The sequence below is a fragment of the Tessaracoccus aquimaris genome, assembly GCF_001997345.1.
In the GTDB taxonomy this organism is placed as follows: Bacteria; Actinomycetota; Actinomycetes; order Propionibacteriales; family Propionibacteriaceae; genus Arachnia; species Arachnia aquimaris.
Map to the genome: position 1 here is coordinate 2,123,905 of NZ_CP019606.1, position 25,433 is coordinate 2,149,337.

Annotated in this window: 15 protein-coding genes and 1 riboswitch; of the genes, 9 read left to right on the forward strand and 6 right to left on the reverse strand. The window is 71.7% G+C overall.

Annotated features, from left to right (window positions below; all coding sequences use genetic code 11):
* Positions 1–7: 7 nt before the first annotated feature.
* The 4 genes from BW730_RS09960 (at position 8) to BW730_RS09975 (ending at position 10,095) form a co-directional block, all read left to right on the forward strand.
* Positions 8–772, forward strand: coding sequence for an SDR family oxidoreductase (locus BW730_RS09960; RefSeq protein WP_077686109.1), 765 nt, complete (start codon positions 8–10; stop codon positions 770–772).
* Positions 773–821: 49 nt separating this feature from the next.
* Positions 822–1,904: a branched-chain amino acid aminotransferase gene (locus BW730_RS09965; protein WP_077686110.1), complete on the forward strand. Its 1,083-nt coding sequence runs from the start codon at positions 822–824 to the stop codon at positions 1,902–1,904.
* A 304-nt stretch (positions 1,905–2,208) separates the two neighbouring features.
* Positions 2,209–5,424: a hypothetical protein gene (locus BW730_RS09970; RefSeq protein WP_077686111.1), complete on the forward strand. Its 3,216-nt coding sequence runs from the start codon at positions 2,209–2,211 to the stop codon at positions 5,422–5,424.
* A 9-nt stretch (positions 5,425–5,433) separates the two neighbouring features.
* Positions 5,434–10,095 (forward strand): hypothetical protein, encoded by a 4,662-nt coding sequence (locus tag BW730_RS09975; RefSeq protein ID WP_145952802.1) that lies wholly within the window; start codon positions 5,434–5,436, stop codon positions 10,093–10,095.
* Positions 10,096–10,749: 654 nt separating this feature from the next.
* Here BW730_RS09975 and BW730_RS09980 read toward each other — a convergent pair.
* The 3 genes from BW730_RS09980 to groES form a co-directional block, all read right to left on the reverse strand.
* Entirely contained in the window at positions 10,750–12,762 is a 2,013-nt protein-coding gene (locus BW730_RS09980) for an ATP-dependent helicase (RefSeq protein ID WP_077686113.1), read from the reverse strand.
* A 553-nt stretch (positions 12,763–13,315) separates the two neighbouring features.
* Positions 13,316–14,905 (reverse strand): chaperonin GroEL, encoded by a 1,590-nt coding sequence (gene groL / locus BW730_RS09985; protein ID WP_077686114.1) that lies wholly within the window; start codon positions 14,903–14,905, stop codon positions 13,316–13,318.
* An 11-nt stretch (positions 14,906–14,916) separates the two neighbouring features.
* On the reverse strand, positions 14,917–15,213 hold the full coding sequence (groES, locus tag BW730_RS09990) for a co-chaperone GroES (protein ID WP_077686115.1): 297 nt from the start codon (positions 15,211–15,213) through the stop codon (positions 14,917–14,919).
* Between the two features lie 251 nt (positions 15,214–15,464).
* Here groES and BW730_RS09995 point away from each other — a divergent pair, with 251 nt between their 5' ends.
* Positions 15,465–16,184 (forward strand): hypothetical protein, encoded by a 720-nt coding sequence (locus BW730_RS09995; protein ID WP_077686116.1) that lies wholly within the window; start codon positions 15,465–15,467, stop codon positions 16,182–16,184.
* On the opposite strand, the gene BW730_RS10000 is transcribed toward BW730_RS09995, so the two are convergent.
* Together BW730_RS10000 and BW730_RS10005 are read right to left on the reverse strand one after the other, a co-directional pair.
* On the reverse strand, positions 16,162–17,724 hold the full coding sequence (locus BW730_RS10000; protein WP_077686117.1) for a 5-oxoprolinase subunit B/C family protein: 1,563 nt from the start codon (positions 17,722–17,724) through the stop codon (positions 16,162–16,164). The genes BW730_RS09995 and BW730_RS10000 overlap by 23 nt on opposite strands.
* Entirely contained in the window at positions 17,721–18,542 is an 822-nt protein-coding gene (locus BW730_RS10005) for a LamB/YcsF family protein (RefSeq protein WP_077687607.1), read from the reverse strand. Before BW730_RS10005 ends, BW730_RS10000 begins: the two co-directional genes overlap by 4 nt.
* A gap of 57 nt (positions 18,543–18,599) precedes the next feature.
* Positions 18,600–18,719, forward strand: a riboswitch (cobalamin riboswitch).
* A gap of 89 nt (positions 18,720–18,808) precedes the next feature.
* Here BW730_RS10005 and BW730_RS10010 point away from each other — a divergent pair.
* Genes BW730_RS10010 through BW730_RS10025 form a run of 4 tightly spaced genes read left to right on the forward strand, consistent with a single transcriptional unit; the run spans position 18,809 to position 23,140 of the window.
* Positions 18,809–19,558, forward strand: a complete 750-nt coding sequence (locus tag BW730_RS10010) for a hypothetical protein (RefSeq protein ID WP_077686118.1) — start codon at positions 18,809–18,811, stop codon at positions 19,556–19,558.
* A gap of 5 nt (positions 19,559–19,563) precedes the next feature.
* Positions 19,564–20,727: a CbiQ family ECF transporter T component gene (locus tag BW730_RS10015; RefSeq protein ID WP_077686119.1), complete on the forward strand. Its 1,164-nt coding sequence runs from the start codon at positions 19,564–19,566 to the stop codon at positions 20,725–20,727.
* Positions 20,724–22,346, forward strand: coding sequence for an ABC transporter ATP-binding protein (locus tag BW730_RS10020; RefSeq protein ID WP_077686120.1), 1,623 nt, complete (start codon positions 20,724–20,726; stop codon positions 22,344–22,346). The genes BW730_RS10015 and BW730_RS10020 overlap by 4 nt, the downstream gene beginning before the upstream one ends.
* 29 nt (positions 22,347–22,375) lie before the next feature.
* Positions 22,376–23,140 carry an ECF transporter S component gene (locus tag BW730_RS10025; protein WP_077687608.1) on the forward strand — a complete coding sequence of 255 codons (765 nt, stop codon included), beginning with the start codon at positions 22,376–22,378 and terminating at the stop codon, positions 23,138–23,140.
* A gap of 460 nt (positions 23,141–23,600) precedes the next feature.
* Here BW730_RS10025 and BW730_RS10030 read toward each other — a convergent pair whose 3' ends face one another.
* The gene (locus tag BW730_RS10030) at positions 23,601–25,226 is read right to left on the reverse strand and encodes a hypothetical protein (RefSeq protein WP_077686121.1); all 1,626 of its coding nucleotides are present in this window, start codon (positions 25,224–25,226) and stop codon (positions 23,601–23,603) included.
* Positions 25,227–25,433: the final 207 nt, after the last annotated feature.

Genomic DNA, 25,433 nt, shown 5'->3' on the forward strand with positions numbered 1-25,433 from the left:
GACTGAGATGGAGCTCGGATTGGGAGGTCGCCGCGCGATCGTCACCGGAGGATCGAAGGGGCTTGGCCTCGCGATCGCCGCAGAGCTGATCGCCGAAGGCGCCCAGGTGCGGATCTGCGCCCGCAACGCCGACGAGGTGGCGGCCGCCGTCGCGACGCTGGGTGACGGGGCCGCCGGCCGCGCGGTCGATGTGCGGGACGGCGACCAACTTGCCCAGTTCGTCGAGTGGGCCGCCGAGGACATGGGCGGCATCGACATCCTGGTCAACAACGCGGGCGGGGCACACCCCGGCACGTTCGAGACGCTCACCGAGGACGCTCTGGTCGCCGACTTCAATGTGAAGGTGCTGAGCTGGTTCCGCGCCGTGAAGGACGCGCTGCCCTGGCTCAAGGCCTCCGAAGCGGCTCGGGTGGTCAACATCGGCTCGGTCTTCGCCGAGGATCCCGACTACCGCTTCCTGTCGACAAGCGTGAACCGGGCCGCAGGCCTGAACCTGACCAGGACGCTCGCGCAGGAACTGGCCAAGTACGGCGTCCTCGTCAACGTCGTCAACATCGGAAGCGTCAAGACGCCGCAGTGGGCCAACATCCACGCGAAGCGGGCGCCGGAGAAGAGCGAGGAGCAGTTCTTCGCCGACCAGTCCGCCGCGATCCCGCTCGGCCGCTTCGGCGAGCCCGACGAGGTCGCGGGCATCGTCGCGTTCCTCGCGAGCGACCGGGCAAGCTACATCAGCGGCGCAAGCATCGACGTCGCCGGCGGCGGCTCAATCTGACCCTCCCTGCCCAAGCTCGACCCGACACCCTTTCGAAGAAGGCATCCACATGACCCAGTTCACCCTCCACGACGCGCCGCTCCGCCCCGCCGAGGAACGAGCCTCCGTGCTGTCCGACCTGGGCTTCGGGGCCCAGTTCAGCGACCGAATGGCGGTCGCGGACTGGACGGCCGCCGACGGGTGGCACGACCGCAGGATCGTCGCGTACGGCCCCTTCGAACTCGACCCGGCGGCCGCAGTCTTCCACTACGCGCAGGAGGCGTTCGAGGGCTTGAAGGCCTACGCGCACGCCGACGGTTCGATCTGGCGGTTCCGCGCCGACGTGAACGCCGAGCGGTTCCGCCGCTCCTGCCGACGGCTCGGCCTGCCCGAGTTGAGCGCGGCTGACTTCCTCGCGAGCGTCGACGAACTGGTCGCGGCAGAGCGGGACTGGGTGCCGACGGGGGCGGAGCAGAGCCTGTATCTGCGTCCGTTCATGTTCGCCCGTTCGCCGATCCTGGCCGTCAAGCCCTCCACGTCGGTCACGTACGCGGTGATCGCCAGCCCGTCGGGCGCCTACTTCGGCGGCAGCGGGGTCGCGCCGGTCGACATCTGGTTCACCCGCGACTACTCGCGCGCCGCCCCAGGCGGCACCGGCTTCGCCAAGTGCGGAGGCAACTACGCAGCGTCGATGGTGGCGCAGCAGGAGGCCGAGGCGAACGGCTGCTCACAGGTCGGCTTCGTCGACGCCGTCGAGCACCGCTTCGTCGAGGAGTTGGGCGGCATGAACCTGTTCGCCGTCACCTCCGACGGCACCGTCGTCACCCCGGAACTGACCGACACGATCCTGGAGGGCGTGACCCGCTCCGCGGTGCTGCAGTTGGCCCGCGACGCGGGTTTGAGCGTCGAGGAGCGTCGCCTCGAACTGACGGAACTGGTCGACGGCATCGACTCCGGACTGTTCACGGAAGTGTTCGCATGCGGCACCGCCGCGATCATCACCCCGGTGGGCACGCTGAAGGACGCAGACGGCGCCCACGTCGTCGGGGACGGTCGGCCGGGCGCGACGACGCTCGCGCTCAGGCAACGCCTAACCGACATCCAGTACGGCCTCGCCGAGGACACGCACGGCTGGATGCACCGCATCGTCTGACCTCGGGGTCGCCCCTAGCCCTCGGCCCGGTTGGCGAAGGCGCGGCTGGGCTGGGAGTTTGAGCATGTTTGGTTGCTCGTTGCCGATGTGATCGTTCAAACGCGCTCTGCCGCGCAACGAGTTACCAAACATGCTCAACGCCAGACCCACGCCCAAGCCGCGGCGGGGGCCTGACTTCGGCGGCAGTCTCGGCGTGTCGCGCTGTGGGCAGTTGACAGCGTCTTGTGCCGCCCCAGGTTCGGGGAGATGATGCGGCTCTGGGGGATCGGCCCGCGGGGGGCGCGGGCCGAGCAAAGGAGTCGCCATGCCCGAACCGCAGCGCCCTGATGTTGAGGCGAGACTGCTCCGCACCGAAGACCTGATCGACCTGACGCTGGCCGCCTACGGCTGCCACCTCGAGCCGGGCGACCCGACGGGGGTGCTGGTCGCCGACGACGACGCGCTCCTGGTCGTCGGCATCCCCCCGCAGCACGTGGGCGAGGAGGTCTGGCAACTGATCCCGCCCGGCTCGAAGGTCGAGGCACCGCCGCCACACGGCCCGTCGCGGCACCGCAGCGCCGAGCCGAGCAGGCTGGTCTTCGCGGTCCCGCCCGGTACCCGGATCGACTGGCACGTCGACGGCGTGCTCGCGGCCATCTCCGACCTCGACCTGGTGGTCCCGCGCGGCGCGAGCCCGGCGGGAGAGGTCACCGGCAGCGGCCCGGAGCCGCCGCAGGAACTGGAGACCGCCATCGAGGCGCCCTACCGGTTGGTGGTCTCGCCGTCGCGGGGCAGCAGGTTCCGGCACGCTGTCGCGCCGCGCGGCCCTGAGGGACGATCCGAACTGTGGCGCACCGAACTCGTCGCCGGACCGGACGGCACCCCGCCGGTGGTGCGCGCCAGGTGGACCCGCGACGACGACCCTGGCGCGCAGGACCCCGGCTTCGAGCAGTCGCTCACCCCGTTCGACAGGCGGGCGATCGTCACGCAGACCCAGTCGGACGACCGGTTCGCCGACACTCCGCTGCAGGTGACCCGACTCGCGCTCTCCACCCTTGGCGCCTGGCTGACCTGGGCGGGGTTCTGGGACGGCGCCGTCAACGTGATGTCCTACCGGCACGAGGCCGAGATGGGCCGCGACAGTTACGTGCGCGTCGCCTACCCCGGCTTCCTGTTCCCGTTCGGGCACCGGTGCCTGCTCGTCAAGATCACCGAGCGCAAGGTCCGGCACCGCGACGAGCCGGTCGCCTACCTCTGGCAGCGCTGGTTCATCATCATCCGCGAGCCCACCAGGAGCTACCCGGAGGACCACCGCGACCTGCCGTTCGCCGAGGTCACCGTCGGCCCGCCCGTGACGCCCAACATCAACACCCCCGACGACCCGTCCTACCCGTTCATCGTCGAACGACTCGGTGAGCCCTACCCGTTCACGCTCACCAGCACCGACCGGTCGGGCGCGACGCAGAGTTGGGCCGCGCCCCTGGTGTTCGTGCAGGTCATCGCAGAGCCCGGCACCGACCTCATCTTCCCGCTGCACCCGGAGTTGGCCTCGGGCACCTACGCGCCGGTGCGGGAGATCCTGGGCCGCGGCCAGTCGGTGGCGCTCGCCCGGCCCGTGAAGCGGGGCGACACCAGCGTCGAGGTCGCCACCATGACCTTCGACGGCGACATCGACGGCCCGACGTCGCGCCCCAAGATGACCGAGGTCAGGGGCGTGCTGCCGCCGATGCGGCAGTTGAGCCCCTCCGCCCCGACCGTCACGATGCGCTACTCCCCCCACTTCCTGGCCGACGGGCTGCCAGACCGCGCACCAGGGCAGCCGCCGGTCGCCGGCCGCAACGCCGGAGAGGTGCTGCTCGACCTCGTCTCGGGCGCCGCCATGGACTTCGGCTCGGGATCGGAGCGCTCCGGCGGTTTCGTGTCCCCGAGCCTCGACGTCAAGGGGCTCTCCCGCTCGCTCGGCACTGTCGGGGCGGACGCCGATGGGCTTGCGAACGGCGCCTTCAACCCGACCCAGTTCTTCGGGCCGACGCTGTTGCCGCGGCTGTTCGGCCTGTTCAACCTCACCGACATCCTGGCCGTCACCGGGCTTGGCGAGGTGCCCGCCTTCGTCTCGGACGCTGCGGGCGCGCTGACCACCCTCACGTCGGGCCTGACCGCCCTGACGGAGGAACTCGACGACGCCGGCGCCCGAATCGACGGCGACGTCGCAGACGCGGCCCACGCGGGCGCCGGTGCGGTCGCGACCGCGGCACGCGACGCGCTCGCCGCGCAGGCCGCGCCGGTCACCGCGGCGGTGGCCGCGCTGCGCACCAGCCTCGAGGGTCTCCCCGGCACCGCCGCCGCGGTCCCGGACGACGCCGCCGCCCTCATCGCGGCGCTCGACGGGGTCGCCGGCTCGCTCGGCCTTCCCGGCATCCCGGCCGCCGTCCGCGCCCGCCTCACCGGGGCGCTCGAGGCCCTGCGACCCCCGCTCGCCACCGCCGCCGATGTCGCCGCCCTGATGCGCGACGCGGCGGCGGGCCGCGTCACGGCGCGCCTGAAGTGGAACCCGGAGATCCTGCCGTGGGGCATCGGCGGCATCGAGCGGATCTTCGACCCCGTCGACCGGCGAGGGCTCAGGATCGACGTCGTCGTCCAGGCCTTCACCGACGCCGCACCCAAGGTCGACGTGACCGCCGAGATCGCCAACTTCAACCTCAACCTGATCGGAGCAGGCGACTCGGGCCTGATGCAACTCAAGTTCCGGCGGATCGGGTTCCACGCCGGGTCCGCGGGCAAGCCGGAGGTCGACGTCGTCTTCGGCGGCATCGCATTCCTCGGGCCGCTCGCCTTCGTCGACACGCTCCGCTCCCTGATCCCGTTCGACGGCTTCTCCGACCCTCCCTTCGTGGACGTGAAACCCGAGGGCGTCACCGCAGGCTTCGACCTTGCCCTGCCCAACGTCGGGGTCGGCGTCTTCAGCCTGGAGAACATCACGCTCGGTGCGGACGCGCGGGTCCCGTTCCTCGGCGACGCACTAACCGTCGGCTTCCACTTCTGCTCAAAGGACGCCCCGTTCCGGCTCACCGTGATGTGCGTCGGGGGCGGCGGATGGCTGGTGCTGCGGGCCGCCCCCAAGGGGCTGGTGCTGCTGGAACTCGGCCTCGAGGCCGCCGCCAGCCTGTCGGTGGATCTCGGCGTCGCCTCCGGATCGGTCTCCATCGCCGTCGGCGCCTACCTGAGGCTCGAGGGCGACGCGGGCAAGTTCACCGCCTACTTCCGGATCCGGGGAGAGGTCGACGTGCTCGGTCTGATCTCCGCCTCCATCACGCTCGAACTGTCCCTCACCTACGACTTCGCAACCGACAAACTGCACGGCCGCGCCTCGCTCATGGTCGAGGTCGAGGTGTTCTTCTTCTCCGCCTCCGTGGAGATCGTGGTCGAGCGGCAACTGGCGGGCTCGCGCGGCGACCCGACCATGCGCGACACGCTGCCACCCGACGCGGCCGGCGACAACGCCGACTGGGCCACCTACTGCAACGCCTTCGCTTCCCTCTAGGAGGACACCATGCCAACAACAGTCATGGCGACGGCGCTGCCGTACTCCCTCGCCAAGGACGCCCCGTTCCAGCTCAGCGTCTTCTTCACCCACAAGCTCACCGGAGACGGGACGACGCTTGCCGACTACCCATCTGCGCTGAACTGGGTCGACGTGCTCGCCGGGGCGCGGCTCACGCTGGCGATCGGCGGATACTCGTCCACGCTGCACGTCGTCTCCGCTCCCGAGCCCTCGGCCTGGCGGTCGCTGCTGCCCGGCAGCGTCCCGGTCGCGCCGTTCCCGGCGCCCCAACTCGCCGCCGCCACGATCCGCAGCAACCCGGCGAGCCGGATGAGCGAGCACGCCGTCGACGTCACGCTCGCGGCCATCAACGCCTCCCCGGGGCTCCGGCCGAGGGTGTGGGGCACCCCACTGGCCGAGGCCGTCATCGACGCCATCGCCGGGCTCGACCCCAACGGCCCCGTCGCGGGGCTGCTGCGCCGAGCCAGGCGACGCGGGGACGAGTCGCTGCTGGCGCGACGCGTCGCGGACGCGCTGGCCACCATCGGCCCGCTCGACGGCGTCACGATCGGCCGGGAGCGTGGCCACGAGGAGCCTCACGGTGTTCAGCCGCTGGCCCCCGAGTCCGCGTTGGATGGCCTGCTCGGTGACCTTGACGCGGACCGCCGCGTCTCGGCCGCCCTCGACGCGCTGCTCGGCCAGGACCTGACGGGCCAGCCCGAACTCCGACTGCTCGCCGACGCGCACGCGATGGGCCGCTACTACGAGCCCGGCCCCGCGGCGCCCGCTGCCGGGTCGCGTCCCGAGCCACCCCAACACGACTTCCACGCGCGCGTCGCCTCCTTCGGTTCGACCCCCGCGCTGCTGCGCACCCTCGGTCTGGTCGTCGACGTGACGCTCGCCGACGAGGCTGCGTCGCTCGCGCTCACCGAGGCGACCGAGATCAGCGTCGCCCTCGAGGGGATGCCCGACGACGTCGAGGTCACCCCCGCCCGACCGACCAAGGTGGAGGTGGACGGGGACGCGTTCCGCGCCGCGTCGAGTGCGGCCTGGACCCGCGGCGCGCTTCCGCTCGGCGAGCCCGACTGGGTGTTGCTCGACACCGACCCCGACGCGGGCGGCCTCAAGCTTGAGCAGTACCTGCGCGACCTTCCTCGCCAACTGGCCTCGGAACTCAACGGCGACCCCGCGACGGCGGCGCCCGCCACGATCCGCTCGACCGGGTTCGCCATCGCGCGCAGCAACCGCGCCGACGTCGCCCGCCAACGCCTGCAGGCCGCCGAGGCCCTGCCGACCGACGGGCGGGCGCTGCTGCTCGACGACGTGGTGCGCGGCTACCGCGTCGAGGTCTGGGACGACGCGACCAACGCCTGGCACAGCCTGCACCGCCGCCGCGTCGACGTGACCGCGCCCGACGGCTCAGCCGTGCTGACCGACGCCCCCGACGTCGGCTTCCTGCAGGCCTCGGGCCTCAACCGCCGCGACGGCAGCGACGACCTGTACCTGCACGAGGTGATCGCCGGATGGGACGGCTGGTCCCTGTCCGCGCCGCGCCCGGGCCTGATCGCCGAGCGGGTCACCGACCCGGAACCCGGCGAGGCGACCGAGCGGATGGTCGGGACCCCAAGCGACGCGCCGCTCGACGGTGCCCGCACCGTCAGCCGCGTCGAGCCAGGGTCACTGCCCCGGCTGCGCTACGGCACCTCCTACAGCTTCCGCGTGCTGGCCGTCGACCTGGCAGGCAACTCCTACCCCATCGTCGAGCCGACCCCGGTGGTCGAGCCCCTCCCACCCGAACAGCTCCCCGGACACCTGAAGCGGCTCCGCGACCAGTTCGAGCGGCTCGACCGCGGCGGCGTCGCCGACAAGCTACGCAGGTCGCGCCCCGCACGGGCGGCGGAAGGCGTCGACCTCGACGACCTGGAGCGCGCCCTCGGCACCGGCGACCGCGACATCGACGCCGTCACAGGCGCCCTGTTCCGCGCCGTCGGGCCGGTGGCCTCCGTCCACGAGAGGGCGATCGTGCTGCCCCAGGTGCCCGGCGACCGGCCGATCCGGGTGCGACCGCAACTGGACAAACTGGGCAGGAAGCTCAAGCGCAAGCTTCCCGGCCGTCACCCGGTGGACGACCCGCCCGTGGTCGAACCGGAGCCCCCGGGCGCTCCGCCTGACCCGGCCGTCACGGTGACGCTGCCGAGGCCCTATCTGCGCTGGGAGCCCGTCGGCTCACCCGTGGTGGTGGCGCGCTCCGAACTGGATCCGGGCGAGCAGTTGGCCGTCCTCGTGGTGCGCTCCGGCCCTGGCGAGCGCGACCGGTCGGAGCGTCACCTGGCGCCTCCGAAGGCGACGCAGTTCGAGGCGGAGACCGTCGGTCTGTTCGACGCGGCCATCGGCACGGGAGATGCGGCCGAGATCCGTCGCCTGTTCGCGGTCGCCCTCGCCGAGCGGGGCACGCTGCTCGACTCCCATCGGCCTAGCCTCACAGACCCGAACGTGCTCACCCAGCAGCCCCAGATGCGGCTCGCGAGCAGGCCGGGAGCCGACCCGGCCCAGCCGAGTCTCGACGACCTCGCCGCCGACCGCGGCAGGCCACTCGCCGAGGGCCAGTACGTCGTCCACGACGTCGACCAACTGACCCTTCCCTACTTGCCCGAGCCGTTCGCCGACGGCGCCTCGCTGGTCTTCTACCGGGCGGGCGAGGAACACCTCCTCGACGACCCCAACGCGCTGCAGGTCCTCCGGCTGCCCTATCCCGGCGTCTGGCCGAGCCGCGAACCGCTGCGGCTGGTGCTGGAGCGCGGCGACGCGTTCGACGCGCGGGCCGACGGCACCGCGGTGCGGGTCACCCTGCCGCCCGGGGAGCAGTTCCGGGCGACCCTGGCGTCGACGCTCCCCCAGGACGCCTTGAAGCTGTTCGGGCTGTGGCGCTCGATCCTCGCGGGAAGCGTCGACGACTCCGACGGGTACACCACCGACGAACTGACGACGCTGGTGCGCCTGCAACGCGCCGCCACCTCGGGCTGGCTGTGGTGGCTCACGCCGGGAACCCCGCTGCGTCTGGTGCACGCGATCCCCGCCCCCGCGCGGGTGCCACAGTTCCGGGACCTGCGGATCCTGGCCCGTCCGAAGGACCGGGGCGTGGTCGCGCTCGCCGGGGTCGTCGAGGTGCACGGCCCGAGCACCGACCAACTCGTGGTCCGGGCGGACTGGACCGAGCGCGTCGACGACCCGACGCAGCCGGCACCGGAGACGGTGACCCGCTCCGACATCGTCGTGCGCTCCGGCGTCCCCGAGAACGAGCGCACCGGCGTGCTGCACCTGATCGACTGGAGCGACCCGAGCGGCGCCGGGCTGGCCCTCCACCGCGCGATCCAGAACTTCCCCGACACGCACCGCCGCGTCGTGACCTACCACCCGGGCGGCAGCACCAGGTACGCCGAGTACTTCGCGCCGGAGGAACTGCCCACCGAGCCCGAGACCGGCGAGCCGGTCACCCTCGACATCCCCTCATCGGCACGGCCCGCGGCCCCGACGGTGCTGGACTCGGTTCCGCTGCTGCGCTGGGAGGCCGAGGCGGAGCCGGCGACGCCGTTCGGCTGGCTGCGCACCAGGGGTTCGGGGGTGCGGGTCTGGCTGGACCGGCCCTGGTTCTCCTCGGGCGACGGGGAACTGCTCGGGGTGGTCGTCTTCGACCCGACCCACGCGGTGCGCCAAGGCGGCGGGTGGGTGAGCGGGCCGAACGTGCCCGAACCGCCAGACGAGGCGACCAGCCTGTGGGCCGTCGACCCGATCCAGCAGCGCGGGGGCAGCACCTCCGGGGCGACGGTGCCGCCGCTGCTCGGCAGGGAGCATGTGCTCCTCGATACCCTGTCCGCGCTGTGGGCCGGCCCGCTCGGCATCAAGCCACCCGTGATCGGCGGCAGCGCCGACGGGTGGCCGCGCGGCGCCGGGCTGCCGGTGGCGGCCTCGCCCGAACTTGTCCTGCGGGACGTGCACGGCTCCCCCACCGTCCGGGTGATCGGCTACGAGCCGGAGTTCGACCCGGAGACGCGCCGGTGGTTCGTCGACATCGCGCTGCAGAACGCGCCGGTCGCCTCGCCGTTCCTACGCCTGGCGGTCGTGCGCTGGCAGCCCAACTCGCTGCCCGGCTGCGAGGTGTCGGGGGTCGCGGTGACGGGCTGGACCCAGCCGTTGCCGGAACGGCGGCTGAGCGTCAGTCGCCCGGACGCGGCCAGCGTGCAGGTCACCGTCTCTGGAGTGACGGCCAGGCTGCGGCCCGGCGACGATGTCCGGGAACTGCCGGGCGGCCTGATCGGCCCCGACGCGCCGACCGGCGAGGAGGCGGCCGCAGCGGCCCGACTGCTGCGGTCCCGCACGATGCTCGCCCGGCTGGAACACCGGCCCGACGGCACGGGCGACCTGGACTGGTCGGCGGTCGCCTCGGCGGCTCTGGTGCCGGTGCACGTGGACGAGGGACGCACGCAGGAGGCGACCTGGGCGGGCACCATCCGGATCCCTGACGCGACGCCCATCGACCTGCGCCGCCCCGGCGGTCCCGAGTCGACCTGGCGCGTCGTCGTCGAGGAGCAGGAACTGCTCGACGCGGACTCGACCGACGGCCTGGAGCGCCTGATCGGACGCCTGGTCTACGCCGATCACGTCGCCGTGTGACGCCTCAGCGTCGACGGTGTGAGGCGGCCTGCTGGTTGGAGCCATGAACGGCGCGAAGCGACCCTCATCGGTCGAAACCCCCTCGCGCTCAAAGTCGGACTGGGGACGGTCCGTGCACCCCCTCGCGCTCAAAGGGCGAAACCGGGGACACGTCCCCGACTACCAGCGGGGGTTTCGACGCAGCAGCAGGCGACTGCGTCGCCGCGGCTGGCTCAACCAGCGATCCGACGCGGCCGGCTCCGCTGCTGGTTGGAGCCATGAACGGCGCGAAGCGACCCTCATCGGTCGAAACCCCCTCGCGCTCAAAGTCGGACTGGGGACGGTCCGTGCACCCCCTCGCGCTCAAAGGGCGAAACCGGGGACACGTCCCCGACTATCAGCAGGGGTTTCGACGCAGCAGCAGGCGACTGCGTCGCCGCGGCTGGCTCAACCAGCGATCCGACGCGGCTGGCCCCGCCGCTGGTTGAGCCATGAACGGCGCGAAGCGACCTTCATCGGTCGAAACCCCCTCGCGCTCAAGGGCAAACTGGAGACAGGTCCCCAACTATCAGCAGGAGTTTCGGCGCAGCAGCAGGCGACTGCGTCGCCGCGGCCGGCTCAACCAGATCCGACTCGACGGGGCCATCGGCCAGAGACTTGGCCCAGCGCCGACGACTAGCCGAACAGCGCGTCAAGGCTCGGGACCGTCACCGGCGAGGCCGCAGGACGCGTCACGCCCGCTGGAGAGACGACGGGCGCGGCCAGCAGGCCTGCCGAGCTGACCTGGTCCATCACGGCGACCGCCTGCTCCGTCAGGAATCGGCTCGGCTTGGCGAGCACGTGCCGCGAGCTCATGCTCGTGGGGTGCACCGGGAGCCGCAGGGGCGAGTAGATGCGCAACGAATCGCGGGCGCGCGTCGCCGCGACGTAGAACAGCCGCTGCTCCTCCTCCAGGCCCTCCTTCGACGTGAGCGCCATGTCGGAGGGAAGTGCCCCGTCGGAGGCGCGCAGCAGGTGGACGTTGCGCCACTCGAGGCCCTTGGCGGAGTGGATGGTCGACAGCACGAGGAAGTCCTCGTCCAGGTGCGGCTTCTTCGCCCAGTCCCCCGCGACCGAGGTCGGGTCGATGGTCGCCTCCGCGATGAAGGAGCGCAGGTCGCGCTGCCGCGCCGCCGCCTGCGCGACGCCCTCGACGTCGGCGGCACGTCGCCCCCAGTCGACGTAGTGCTGGCGAAGCAGCGGTTCGACCGCGGCGTGGCAGGCCTCGACCATCAGTGCCGGCACCCGGGTCTGGCTCGCGGCCCCGATGAACTCGAGCGTGGTCGCCAGCGCGGTGCGCGCCTTGGCCGGGGCCTCGGCCACGACCTCGTCGGGGCTCGCACCCTCGACGAGCCGGGCCGCGAGCGTCCGGGAGGACACCTTCCCGATCGCGCGGTGCCGCGTCAGGAGCCGGTACCACGAGATCTCGTCGGAGGGGTTGAGGCTGACGCGGAAGGCGGCGATCAGGTCGCGCACGTGGGCCGTCTCGAGGTAGCCGATGCCGCCGTACTTGTGGAAGGGGATGTTGCGCACCCGCAGTTCGATCTCGAGTTGGTTGCTGTGGGTGCCGGTGCGAAACAGCACGGCCTGGTCGCGCAGGTCCATGCCCTCCTGGTGGGCGGCGAGCACCGCCTCGGCGACCTCGCGCGCCTCGTCATCGGAGTTGGCGCACTGCACGTGGACCGGCTTCGGGCCGCTCGCGCCGCGGTCGGCGATCAGGTCGAGGCGGAGGTCGCCCGGCCGGACCACGTTGGCCAGGTCGAGGATCTGTTGGCTGGAACGGAAGTTGCGCTCCAGCCGCACCAGGGTCGATCCGGGCAGGTCGTCGTGGAGCCGCAGCAGGTGCTCGGCGGTGGCGCCGCGGAAGCCGTAGACGGCCTGCGCGTCGTCGCCGACCACCGTCAGGCCGACCCCGTCGGGGCGGAGCAGGCGGACGATGTCGACCTGGATCTGGTTGACGTCCTGGTACTCGTCGACGAGCACCCAGTCCCAGCGCGCGCGGAGCCTGTCACCGACGGAAGGGTCGGCGAGCAGCGCCCGCAGGTTGAGCAGCAGGTCGTCGAAGTCGAGCAGGCCGCGGGCGCGCTTGCGCTCGACGTACGACTTGAGCAGCGCATTGATGGCGTCGGCGTGGTCGAGGCACCACGGGAACTGGTCGCTCATCACGGTACGGGTAGGCACGCCCGTGTTGACGGCGCGCGAGTAGATGTCGGCGAGCGACTGGGAGGTGGGCAGCCGGTTCGAGGTGCCCGTGAGGCCGTGCTCCTCGCGGAGCAGGTCGATGAGATCGGTGACGTCGCCCGGGTCGAGCACCGTGACGTCCTCCAGGCCGAGGTGCTGGGTGTGCTCCGCGACGAGCCGGTGCGCGACGGCATGGAAGGTGCCGCTCCACATCCGCTGGGTGACCGATGGATCGGAACACAGGGCTGCTGCCCGGCTGGTCATCGCGGCGGCGGCCCGGCGGGTGAAGGTGAGCAGCAGGATCCGCTCGGGCGCCACGCCCGAGTCGATCAGCCGCGCGACCCTCGCCGTCAGGGTGCGCGTCTTGCCCGTCCCGGCGCCGGCGGCGACCACGAGCGGCCCGGCGTCATGCTCCACCGCCTCGCGCTGCGCGTCGTCCAGGTCTGCCACGTAATCCACGTCCTTCATGGCTCGGACCCTAATCGTCGCCTCCGACGAAACCGGGCCGACCAGCTCGCCATGTCCCCCGTTGAGCGGGAGACTCGCGCGCCGGCGGTTGGGTGAGCCTTGAGCAGCATTCACTGGTCGACGCGCGACACGCCGAGCCCGAACCCTCGCGGGCCGATCGAACCCCGACTTCTGCTCAACCACCAACCCGCCCCAAGCCCCTCGGTCGCCTGCAGGCGGGAGGCTCGCGCTGGCGGGCTGGGCGAGCGTTGAGCAGCATTCACTGGTCGACGCGCGACACGCCGACCCCGAACCGTCGCGGGCCGATCGAACCCCGACTACTGCTCAACCACCAACCCGCCCCGAGCCCCTCGGTCGCCTGCACGCCAGGGAGGCTCGCGCTGGCGGGCTGGGCGAGCCTTGAGCAGCATTCACTGGTCGACGCGCGACCCGCCGAGCCCGAACCCTCCCGGGCCGATCGAACCCCGACTACTGCTCAACGAGCATCCCGCCCCAAGCACAAAGAAAGCCCCGGACCGTAACGGCCCGGGGCTTCCCTGCAGAGATCAGACGATCACTTGTCGTCGTCGCTCTCGCGCTTGTCCACCACGAGGGTCTCGGTGGTGAGCAGCAGCGAGGCGATCGAGGCCGCGTTGGCGAGCGCCGAACGGGTCACCTTGACGGGGTCGATGACGCCGTTCTCGATGAGGTTCTGGTACTCGTCGATCTTGGCGTTGTAGCCGTGACCGACCTCCATCTCGGCGACCTTCGTCGTGATGACGTAGCCAGCCTGGCCGCCATTCTCGGCGATCCAGCGCAGCGGCTCGACAAGCGACTTGGCGACCACCTGGACGCCGGCCGCCTCGTCACCCGTGAGGCCGAGGTCGTCCTTGAGGGCGGCGCCGGCGTGGATGAGCGCGGAACCGCCACCCCCGACGATGCCCTCCTCGATCGCGGCGCGCGTCGCGGATACGGCGTCCTCGATGCGGTGCTTCTTCTCCTTCAGCTCCACCTCGGTGGCGGCGCCGACCTTGATGACGCACACGCCGCCGGCCAGCTTCGCGACCCGCTCCTGGAGCTTCTCGCGATCCCAGTCGGAATCGGTGCGATCGATTTCGGCGCGAAGCTGAGCGACGCGCCCCTTGACCTCATCGGACTCACCAGCGCCGTCGACGATGGTGGTGTTGTCCTTGGTGACGACGACGCGGCGAGCGCGGCCGAGCACCTCGAGGCCGACCTGGTCGAGCTTGAGGCCGACCTCGGGAGCGACGACCTGGCCGCCGGTGAGGATCGCGATGTCCTCGAGCATGGCCTTGCGACGGTCACCGAACGCGGGGGCCTTGACGGCGACCGAGGTGAACGTGCCGCGGATCTTGTTGACCACGAGCGTCGACAGAGCCTCGCCGTCGACGTCCTCGGCCACGATGAACAGCGTGCCCTTGGCGGCGATGACCTTCTCAAGCAGCGGGAGCAGCTCGTTCATCGACGAGATCTTGCCGCTGTTGATGAGGATGTACGGATCGTCGAGGATCGCCTCCATGCGGTCGGCGTCGGTGACGAAGTACGGGCTCAGGTAGCCCTTGTCGAACTGCATGCCCTCGGTGAACTCGAGTTCGGTTCCGAAGGTGTTCGACTCGTCGACGGTGATGACGCCGTCCTTGCCGACCTTGTCGAACGCCTCGGCGATCAGCTCGCCGATCTGCTCGTCACGCGAGGAGATGGTGGCGACCGACGCCATGTCGGCGGTCGTGTCGACGGGGCGGGAGTTCTCGGCCAAGCGGTTGACGACGGCCTCAACGGCCTTGTCGATGCCGCGCTTGAGGCCGACGGGGTTGGCGCCCGAGGCGACCGCGCGCAGACCGGTGTGGACCATGGCCTGAGCCAGGACCGTTGCGGTGGTGGTGCCGTCACCTGCGACGTCGTTGGTCTTGGTGGCGACCTCCTTGGCCAGCTGGGCTCCGAGATCCTCGTACGGATCCTCGAGCTCGACCTCCTTGGCGACGGTCACGCCGTCGTTGGTGATGGTCGGCGCGCCCCACTTCTGGTCCAGGACGACGTAGCGACCCTTGGGGCCGAGCGTCACCTTGACGGTGTTGGCGAGGGCGTCGACACCGCGCTCAAGCGCGCGGCGGGCGTCCTCGTCGAAAGCGAGAGTCTTAACCATGAATCGGTTCCTTACTTGCTGACGACGGCGAGGATGTCGCGGGCGTTCAGCAGGAGGTACTCCTGGCCGTCGTACTTGACCTCGGTGCCGCCGTACTTCGAGAAGATGACGACGTCGCCCTCGGCAACGTCGAGGGGGATGCGGTTGCCCTTGTCGTCGATGCGGCCGGGGCCGGTCGCGATGACCTTGCCCTCCTGGGGCTTCTCCTTGGCCGTGTCGGGGATGACGAGGCCGGAGGCGGTGGTCTGAACGGCCTCGAGGGGCTGAATGAGGATCCGGTCCTCAAGCGGCTTGATCGTGGTTGCCACGTCAAACACCTTTCTCTCTTCGATTCCGGTTGCCCGGTTCAGTGTGCTGTCTAGGTGGCTGGGCGTCGTCGCGGGTGCCGCCTGGCCGTTAGCACCCGAGGTGGTCGAGTGCCAATCACAAAGCTATCGCTTGATTAGCACTCAATCAAGCCGAGTGCCAACCAAAGATTGCCCATTGGCTACCTCGGGGCATCCGAAAGTGAGCCGAACCCCTCATAGGCTGCGAGCCACATCGACAAGGGGAGGTACGGATGGCTTGGTTCAAGCGTAAGAAGGAAGAGGCGCAGGCGCCCGAGGAGATCGAGGACGATCCCCGCTGGGAACAGTGGGCTGACGCGCGCAATGGCTACTGGAACGGCATCGGGAAACTCGACGCCGACGTCATCGCCTACCTCGTCAGCCCCGAGTTCATGGGCGCTCCCCCGTGGCCGACAACCCGTCAGGCCTACAGCGTGACGCGCACCGACTCGACGACGATCATCGCCTCCGACGGCATGACCGACCCGGACCGGGATGCCTCCGGCCCCGCGAACGGCTTCGGCGGCGAGGTCTACCTGGAGTCGCCCGGGCTCGTGGGGGCGGACTTCTCCGCCATCCAGGAGAGCTGGGAACTGGACGCGCTGCAGAACTTCGCGGCCAACGTCGCCGAGCTCGGCGGCATCACCGGCCACCTCGACAACTACGGCGTGGTCTCGATGGAGCTTCCCGCGCCTGAGGGCATCCCCGCACAGATGGTCACGCCCAACGGGACCGTCGGCGTGCTCATCGGCCTCGACGCGCCGGGTCGCGCGGCGGGCGTCGACCTGGGTGAGGGCGTGTCGGCGCGGATGATCCCCGTCACCGTCATCACCCCTGCCGAGACGGCCTACATCGTCGAGGGCGGGGCCGCGGCCCGCGGCGACCTCGCGGAGAAGTTGGCGGCGGCGGGCGTCGGGGTCTCCTCTGACGTCAACCGCCAGAGCGTGGTCTAGCCTCCCGCACCAACCGACAGCGCCGCCCGGGCACCAACTGGGCGGCGCTGTCTGCTGCCTGCGGCGTGAGCACCCCGACGACGGGGTAGCCACCGGTGACTGGATGATCGGCGAGGAACAGCACCGGTTCACCCGACGGCGGCACCTGGATGGCGCCACGCACCACGGGCTCGCTGGGCAGTTCGCCGGGCGCGCGGCGCAACGGCTCGCCCGTCAGGCGCGCCCCGACCCGGTCGACGGCGCCGCCCACGACCCACGTCGAGCCGTCCAGCCCCTCGACCCACTCCGCCCTCGGCCCCTGCAGGTAGCGCAACTCGACGACATCGGAGGTCTCAGCGCTGACCGGCGTCCAGTCGACGGCAGCCAACCAGCCGGCGCGAGCCTCACCGACCGGGACCTCCGTCCCAGCGGTCAGCGGCGCCGGGCCGAGCCCGCCGAGCGTGTCGGTCGATCGGGACCCGAGCACCTCCTCCACAGCGACCCCGCCGCGCACCGACAGGTAGGACCGCAGCCCCACCGCCGGGGGGCCGAGCGTCAACCGCTCGCCGTCACGCAGCGCGAACGCGACGCCGGGCGAGACGGGACGCCCGTCGACCTCTGCACGGCAGGGCGCCCCGGTCATCGCGACCGTGTGGTCGCCGACCGCCCGCACCACGACCTGCCCAAGCGTGATCTCGAGCGCGGCGCCGCCAGGGGGGTTGCCGACCAACCGCTCCCCCAGCCGGTAGGACCCGAGGTCCGCCGCCCCGGAGGCCCCGACGCCGACGGCGCCCAGCCCCGTCCGCCCCTCGTCCTGGGCCGTGACCGGCAGCAGCGCGCTCTCGACGATCAGTGCCTTCGTCGCGTGCGCCACGGTCGCGGTCGGAGGCGTGGCGGCCCGCTCTGCGCCTCTGGCGGGTGTGGAGGTGCGACCCGCCGGGACCGCCTCGAAGCGGACGGTGGTGCCGGGCGTCAGGAGCGCGGGCGGGGAGGCACCGGGGTCGAACAGCGTGACGTCGGTCGTCCCGAGCAGCCGCCATCCGCCGGGCGACGACGTCGGGTAGATGCCGGAGAACTCGTCGGCCAGCCCGACGGAGCCCGCCGGGACGCGCGTCCTCGGCGAGGCGAGCCGAGGGACGCGCAGCCTCGGGTCGCCGCCGACCAGGTAACTGAAGCCGGGCGCGAACCCCCCGAAGGCGACCTGCCACGGCGTCTCGACGTGAGCCCTGACGACCTCGGCCACCGTCAGCCCGGTCTCGTCCGCGACCGCCGCGAGGTCGGGGCCGTCGTAGCGCACCGGGATCACGACCTCGCGCGGCGTGCCGCTGGCCGCGGCGACGCGTGGACCCGACAGCAGGGCCGCCACCGCCGGCCCGCCCTCGGCGGCCGGCGCACCCACGACCAGCACGGTGCGCGCGGCGGGGATGACGTCGGTGACCGACGCCCACGGTCCCCGCGTGGCAGCGGCGGCGGCTCGCAGCACCGGCTCGGCGGCCAGCACCTCATCGAGCGAGGCGAACTCGACGAGCAGGGCGCGCTCGCCACAGGCCAGAAGTCTCACCCGTCGACCGTCTCAGGGGACGACGGGCGTTCCCCTGGGGTCTGCCCCTGCTCGGTGGGGAGGGCTACGAACGGCGCGATCGTCACGCCTGCCGCGGTGAGGCGGTCGCGCACCGCGCGGGCCAGTTCTGCCGCGCCCTCGGTGTCGCCGTGCAGGCAGACCGACTCGACGCGCATCTGGACCCGCGTCCCGTCGACGGCGACCACGCGGCGCTGCGTCACCATCGTCAGCACCCGCTCGGCGACCTCGCCCGGGTCGGTGACCAGCGCGCCGGGCTCGGAGCGCGGCACCAGCGTGCCGTCCGCCCGGTAGCCGCGGTCGGCGAAACCCTCCGCGACGGTGCGCAGGCCCGCCTCCGCGGCGCGCCGCAGCAGGGCCGACCCGGGGAGCCCGACGACCGGAAGCCGCCTGTCGTAGGCGAGAACGGCATCGACGACGGCGGCGGCCTGGGCGTCGTGGTGCACGACGGCGTTGTAGAGGGCCCCGTGGGGCTTGACGTAGCCGACCCGGGTGCCGAAGCGGCGGCAGATCCCCTCCAGGGCACCGATCTGGTAGACCACGTCCGCCGTCAGTTCCGCGGGCGCCACGTCCATGAACCGGCGCCCGAAGCCCGCGAGGTCGCGGTAGCTGACCTGGGCACCCACGACCACGCCCCGCTCCGCTGCAAGGCGACACGTGGCGGTGAGCGTCAGCGGGTCCCCGGCGTGAAAACCGCATGCCACGTTGGCGCTGCTGACGACGTCGAGCATGGCCTCGTCGTCGCCGAGCCGCCACCGCCCGAACGACTCTCCGACGTCCGCGTTGAGGTCGATCATCATGGCGCCGAGCCTATCGGCTAGGGCCTTGACGAGGCACCCGCTCAGGCGGGTCGCGGACCCCTTCAGCAGTGTTAGAGTGACCGCGTCAGTGAGAGGAAGCCGGTGTGATTCCGGCGCTGACCCGCAACCGTGACGGCATCGCCGAAGCCGGGAACTCACCCTGACAGACCACAGGTAATTTGCATCCGTCGCGGACTACGGATGGGTCCGGGCCATCTTCCTCGGCCTGGCTCTAGCAGTCCCGAGGCAGAAAGGGTAAGAGGCCCATGTCTCTCACAGAATCCACCCGCACGACCGCCCGTCGCGGCGTCCTGGCACGCCTGACGGCGCTGCTCGCGTTGACCTTCATGGCGCTGATGGCGGCGCTCCCGGCCCCGGCCCACGCCGACGGCGCCGACAACGAGGTGGGGGCCTGCCTCTCCGCCGACAAGGTCTGGCTGCTCATCACCACCGAGACCGACGAGGTGATCGCCAACGAGTGCGTCGGCAACCCCGCCACCGGTGACGAGGCCATCGCCAACGCAAAGGTCCCCGTCGTGCTCGGCGACATGAACATGATCTGCACCCTTGGCGGCCACCCCGCCGAGTGCCCCAAGACCTTCGCGGGCGCCTACTGGGCCTACTACCAGGGCGCCCCCGGCAAGGAATACGCCTACTCGCAGGTCGGCCCGGCCGACGCCAAGCCGGTCGGCGGGACCATCGAGGCGTGGTGCTACGCCACCGACAACAAGGAGTGCACGCCTCCGCAGTTGAAGATCGTCCAGGGTGGCACCGAGGTCGCTCCCCCGGCGGGCACCACCGCCGTCGACCTGGTGCTCACCGGCGCGGCGGCAAGCCCCAGCCCGACGGCGCAGCCCACGGCCGAGGCGAGCCAGACCCCGGCGCCCGCTGAGCCGACCGGATCGGCCCCATGGGGCTGGATCATCGGCGGCGTCGCGGCGCTCGCCGTCATCGTCGGCGTGGTGCTGTGGCTGCGTGCCCGCGGTAGCGGCAAGGGCGCGGTCGGCGGACGCTGACCTCAATGCCCCGTCTCCTCCCCCGGGTCGCACCGACCGGGCCTGCCGCCGCGCAGGACCCGGTCGGGCGCGACCTCAGGTCCGTGCACCCATGGGCCTGGTGGGGGTGGGCACTGTGCGCGAGCGCGGCGGTGAGCCTCACCACCAATCCGCTGGTGATCGCGCTCATCGCCGCGGCCGTCGTCACGGTCGTGCTGCGTCGACGCCCGGACGCGCCATGGGCGCGGTCCCTGAAGGTCTACCTGATGCTCGCCGAGATCATCGTGGCGATGCGCCTGTTCTTCCAGATCACCATCGGCGGGATGCGCACCGGCACGGTGCTGTTCGTCCTCCCGTCGATCTCCCTTCCCGACTGGGCCGCGGGCATCACCCTCGGAGGCCCCGTCACGCTCGACGGGCTGGCCTTCGCCCTGTTCGACGCGATCCGGCTCGCGGTGATGCTGTTGTGCGTCGGCGCCGCGAACTCGCTCGCGAACCCCCGCACTGCACTGAAGTCGGTGCCCGCCGCGCTGCGTGACATTTCCACCGCCGTCGTCATCGCGCTGGCCCTCGTCCCGCAACTGATCGGCTCGATCCACCGGGTCCGCCGCGGGCAGCGACTGCGCGGCGGTCGCACCCGAGGCCTCAAGGCGATCCCCGGCACCCTGCTCCCCGTCATCGAGGACGCCGTCGAAGGGTCGCTGCAGTTGGCCACCTCGATGGAGGCCCGCGGCTACGGACGCACCCGCGACGCCGACGAGCCCCGACGCGGCACCTGGCAGTTGCTCACCGCCCTGCTCGGGGTGTTGCTCGGCAGTTACGTGCTGCTCGCCGTCCCGGGAACCACCCCCGGCCCGTTCGGGCTCAGCACGGCTACCTGGCTGGCCGTCGCGATCCTCAGCGTCGCCGTCGGCCTCGCGGTGTGGGGCATGCGTGCCTCGGCCACCCAACTGGGCGTGACCCGCTACCGGCCCGCCCCTTGGGGCACCCCGGAGTACGTCACACTCGCGTGCGGCGTCGTGGGGCTGGCCGTCGTGCTGTGGCTGATCTCCTCCTACGGGGCGCCGTCCGAGATGAACGCCAGGCAGATCCCCATGCAGTTGCCGACGCTGCCCCCGTTGGCGATCCTCGCCGCGGCCGCCTTCGTCGCGCCAGCCTTCGCGACCCCCGACCCGAGAGTGCGCAGATGATCGAGTTCGACCAGGTCACCATCACCCAGCCCGACGCGACCGCACCGGTCCTGTCCGGGGTGACCGGCGTGATCCGGGAGTCCGACCTGTGCGTCATCGTCGGTCGCACAGGCACGGGCAAGTCGACGCTGCTCGGCGCCATCAACGCGCTCGTCCCGATGACCACCGGCGCCAGCATGGCAGGCACGGTGCGCGTCGCGGGGGTCGACGTCACCGGCAGGCGCCCCCGCGATCTGGCGGACCTGATCGGCTACGTGGGCCAGAACCCGCTCAGCGGCTTCGTCACCGACGTCGTCGAGGACGAGATCGCCTACGGCATGGAACAACTCGGCCTCGACCCGGTCACGATGCGCAAGCGCGTCGAGGAGACCCTCGACCTGATGGGCATCGCGGACCTGCGTCGCCGCGCGCTCGTCGAACTCTCCGGCGGGCAGCAGCAGCGGGTCGCGATCGCCGCGGTGCTCGCCGCCCAACCGCGGGTCCTCGTCCTGGACGAGCCCACCTCGGCCCTTGACCCGACCGCGGCGCAGGACGTCCTCGCGGCCATCACGACGCTCGTGCACGACGTCGGCCTGACCGTCGTGCTCGCCGAGCACCGCCTGGAGCGCGTGATGCACGCCGCCGACTCGGCGATCTGGCTGCCAGGCGACGGGAGGGCCGTGTTCGGCGCGACCGCGGAGGTCCTCGGCCTGTCCGACGTCAAGCCACCGCTGGCCCAACTCTCCGAGGCGCTCGGGTGGCCAACCGTCGCCACCAGCGTGCGCGACGCGCGCCGCAAGGTCACCGCCGAGGGGCCGCATGTCGCGCTGCCCGACCTGCCGGAGGCGTCGGTGTCCTGGCTTACCGACGGGCTCACCACGGTCGCCCGGGCCGAGCGGCTGGCAGTCCACTACGGCGACCTGCGCGCCGTCTGCGTCGACCTCGACCTGCACGCGGGAACCGTGGTCGCGCTGATGGGCCGCAACGGCTCCGGCAAGTCGTCGCTGCTGTGGGCGCTGCAGGGCGCGGTCGCCAGCACCGGCACGCTCACCGTGGACGGCGCCGACCCGCGCACGGTCGCTGACGCGGAGGCGCGCAAGCTCGTCAGCCTGGTGCCACAGACCCCGTCCGACCTGCTGTACCTGCCAACCGTCGGCGAGGAGTTGGCGCAGGCCGACCGCGAGTCTGACGCGGCGCCCGGCACCACGCGCCGGATCCTCGCGGACCTCGGGGCCGACCTCCCGGAGGACCGCAACCCCCGCGATCTGTCGGAGGGGCAGCGGCTCGCGCTGGTGCTGGCCATCCAACTGGCCGCCCGCCCGGCGGTGATCTGCCTCGACGAGCCGACGCGCGGCCTCGACTACCGGATGAAGGCCGAGCTGAGCGGCATCGTGCGGTCGCTCGCCGACGCGGGCGCCTGCGTCGTGATCTCCACCCACGACGTGGAGTTCGCGGCGCTGACCACCGACCGGTGCGTCATCCTCGCCGAGGGCGAAATCGTCGCGGACGGGCCGACGCGGACGGTGTGCTGCGCGTCGCCCGCCTTCTCCCCCCAGGTCGCGAAGGTCTTCCACCCGCACGATGTGTTGACGGTCGCCGAGGTCCGCGAGGCCATCGCGGTCCAGGGGCTCGTCTCGTGAGGGGTCGCACGGACCTCGTCTCGGTCCTGATGCTCAGCCTCGCCGCGCTTGCGGGGGCGCTGGCCTTCTGCTGGCCGCTGATCGTGGTGCCGTCGGCCAGCCTGGACGGCAACACGCAGTCGCCGTTCGTGTTCGCCGCGCTGCTTCCGGTGCTGCTCGGGATCGTGGTCTCCGAGTTGAGCCGGGGCACCATCGACGTGAAGAGCCTCGCGATGCTCGGGGTGCTCTCCGCGCTGGGCGCCCTGGCGCGTCCGCTGGGCGCTGGGACCGCTGGCATCGAGTTTGTGTTCGTCCCGCTGATCCTTGGCGGACGGGTGTTCGGGCCGACGTTCGGGTTCCTGCTCGGCAGCACCACCCTGTTCACGTCCGCCCTGTTGACCGGCGGCGTCGGCCCATGGTTGCCGTACCAGTTGCTGGCGGCGTCGTTCGTCGGGCTGGGTGCCGGGCTGCTGCCGAGGGCGAAGGGTTGGGTCGAGATCGCGGTGCTGAGCTGCTACGCCGCGGTCGCCGGGTTCGCCTACGGCATCCTCGTGGACCTGTCGTTCTGGCCGTTCAACCTCGGGCTCGGCACCGAGGCGAGCTACGTGGCGGGCGCCCCGATCCTGGAGAACCTGCACCGGTTCGCGGTGTTCAACCTGGCGACGTCGATGGGTTGGAACCTGGGTCGCGCGGTGACGACGATCGTCACGCTGGTGCTGATCGGCCGGCCGCTGCTGCGGATCCTGCGCAGGGCCGCCCGGCGCGGATCGTTCGAGGAGGTCCGCCGCCCGGTCACGGCGACGTCGACCCCCTGAGCCTCCGACAAGGCGCCACCTTCGGACCCCTCGACAACCTCGGGGAACGGTCGCTGAGCCTGTCGAAGCGTCCGCAACCACCGACCAAGCCCGCGACCACAAGACAGCTCCAGAGCTCCGGCAAGGCGTCACTTCCGGACCCCTCGACAAGCTCGGGGAACGATCGCTGAGCCCGTCGAAGCGTCGCAACAACCGCTCGGACCCCTCGACAAGCTCGGGGAACACCGTTCGCTGAGCCTGTCGAAGCGTCCGCAACCACCGGCCTCCCTGCGGCCACACGACAGCCCTGAACCTCCGACAAGGCGCGCCACCCTCGGACCCCTCGACAAGCTCTGGGAACGGCGTCACCAGCCCACTTCCGGACCCCTCGACAAGCTCGGGGAACGATCGTCCCTCGACAGGCTCGGGGAACGACCGTCCCCTCGCCCAGACTCCGGAACGACGGACGCCCGGCAGAGCCCTATCCGCAGGCCCAGTCGAAGGTCTCCGAGGACAGGTCGATCTGCAGCGTGCCTCCCCCGCCCAGGTTCAGGCCGGAGATCTCTCCCAACTCCAGGTAGGTCGGGGTCAAGCCGCCGGGCATCCCCTGGACGGGGAAGGCCGTGCCGCCCAGGTGGCAGCGACCGAACAACGCCTCGGCCCACGGCTCGAACCTGGACGTCACCGTGTTGAACGGCTGCAGGTAGCTTCCGCCGCGGGCCTCGACCGGTGCCTCCCCGGCGTTCGGGTCGTCCCGCTCGACCAGCCAGACCCGGCGCAGCGGCTCCACGTCGTCCCAGGCGTTGGCGCCCTCGCTGTCGTCCTCCGGTGACCCGTCACGGCGCACGTCGGAGTGCGGCGCCGTCGGACCAGCCGACAGCTCCGCCTCGGTGAGCCAGACGAGCTGATACTGGCCGCCGATCTCGTCCTCGCGCACCAGCGCCATCGGGTGCCGGACCGCGCGACCCAGGTCGGCCAGGTACGGGTCGTCGGAGGACGGGTCGCCGACCAGCCTGCGGTTGCCGAACTGCCCCTCCCCCATGAACAGCGAGATGCCCGGATACTCGGGCCCCTTCGCCTGGTACTCCTCGGGAAGCCGGAGCGTGCACACGTGCAGCATCGGGAAGCCCGCGTGCTCGGAGCGCGGCCAGTTCTCCCACGCGATTCCAGGCCCGGGCGACCCGATCCAGCCCGCGGGTTCCCCCTCGACCTCGCTCTGGTCGCCGTTTCCGAACTCGCCGAACCCATCGTCGTCGCCCTCGAACACCAGGTCCCAGGCGGTGCCCGCGCGCTCGGCGGCCGGGCGCGCGGTCTCGGCGTCGGGGCCCTCCTCCGCGCGGGCCGACTCCAGTTCGGCCCGCTCGGCGGCCACCCGCGCCGCCTCTGCGGCCGCCTCGGCCTCGACCCGCGCCGTGAGCGCCCGGAAGGACGCTGCCTCGTCCGGCGACAGCAGGTCGTCCCAGCCGTCGGCCCGGTGCCCGTTCGCCTCAGACCAGGCGACCGCCGAGCGGCGCCGCATGGGTAGCCCGGTGCGGAAGGCGACATGGACGCGCGGGCCCTCGAGGTCGATCAGCAGGGCCCCGTCAGCGATGCTGAGGCCGAACAACTCCTCGAACTCCAGGTAGGTGGGCGAGAACTCCGGGCCGGGTGGCGGGGTTGCCTTCGTGGTTCCGCCGAGGTGGCTCGGGGAGAGGTACCTAGCCCAGCTCTTCAGCTCGGGCTCGGCGCCCGGGTCCCGGACGGGACGGTAGGGGGAGACCCTGTCCGGGTCGCCGGGCGCGATCCCCGGGTTCTCGTCGTCGGGCTCTGCGAACCCGATCAGCGGCAGCACCGGGAAGGTGTCGATCTCGGCGATCTGTCGCGGCTCGAGCGCGTCGGCGGGCGGCTCGACGGCGCCCTCTGCGAGCTGCTCGGAGCTCACGAACAGCACCGCGAACTCGCCGGCGAGCCGATCCCGCACGATCCAGCCGCGCTGCCCCATCTCCTCGACGCCCGCCTCGACGCGCGCCTGGTGCAGCGTCAGGGCGTCGTCGCCCTGGAAGATCGCGACCCCGTCGTGCCCGATGCCCGCCTCGGGCGGGAGCGCCGTGGTCGCCACGTGCATCATGGGCCGTCCGGTCCCCGCGGTCAGCGGCCAGTGGTCCGCGGGGACGGCCGGCCCGAACCCTCCACCCCAGCCGACCCAGGCGCCGTTCAGCGCCCCCGCTGGGCAACGTCGCCTTCGGTCGCGCGGCCGTCGGGTCGCTGAGCGTCGACAACGGCGAACTCCAGCCTGGTGGGCCACCGATCACACGGGGAAATGCGGGTGGCGACT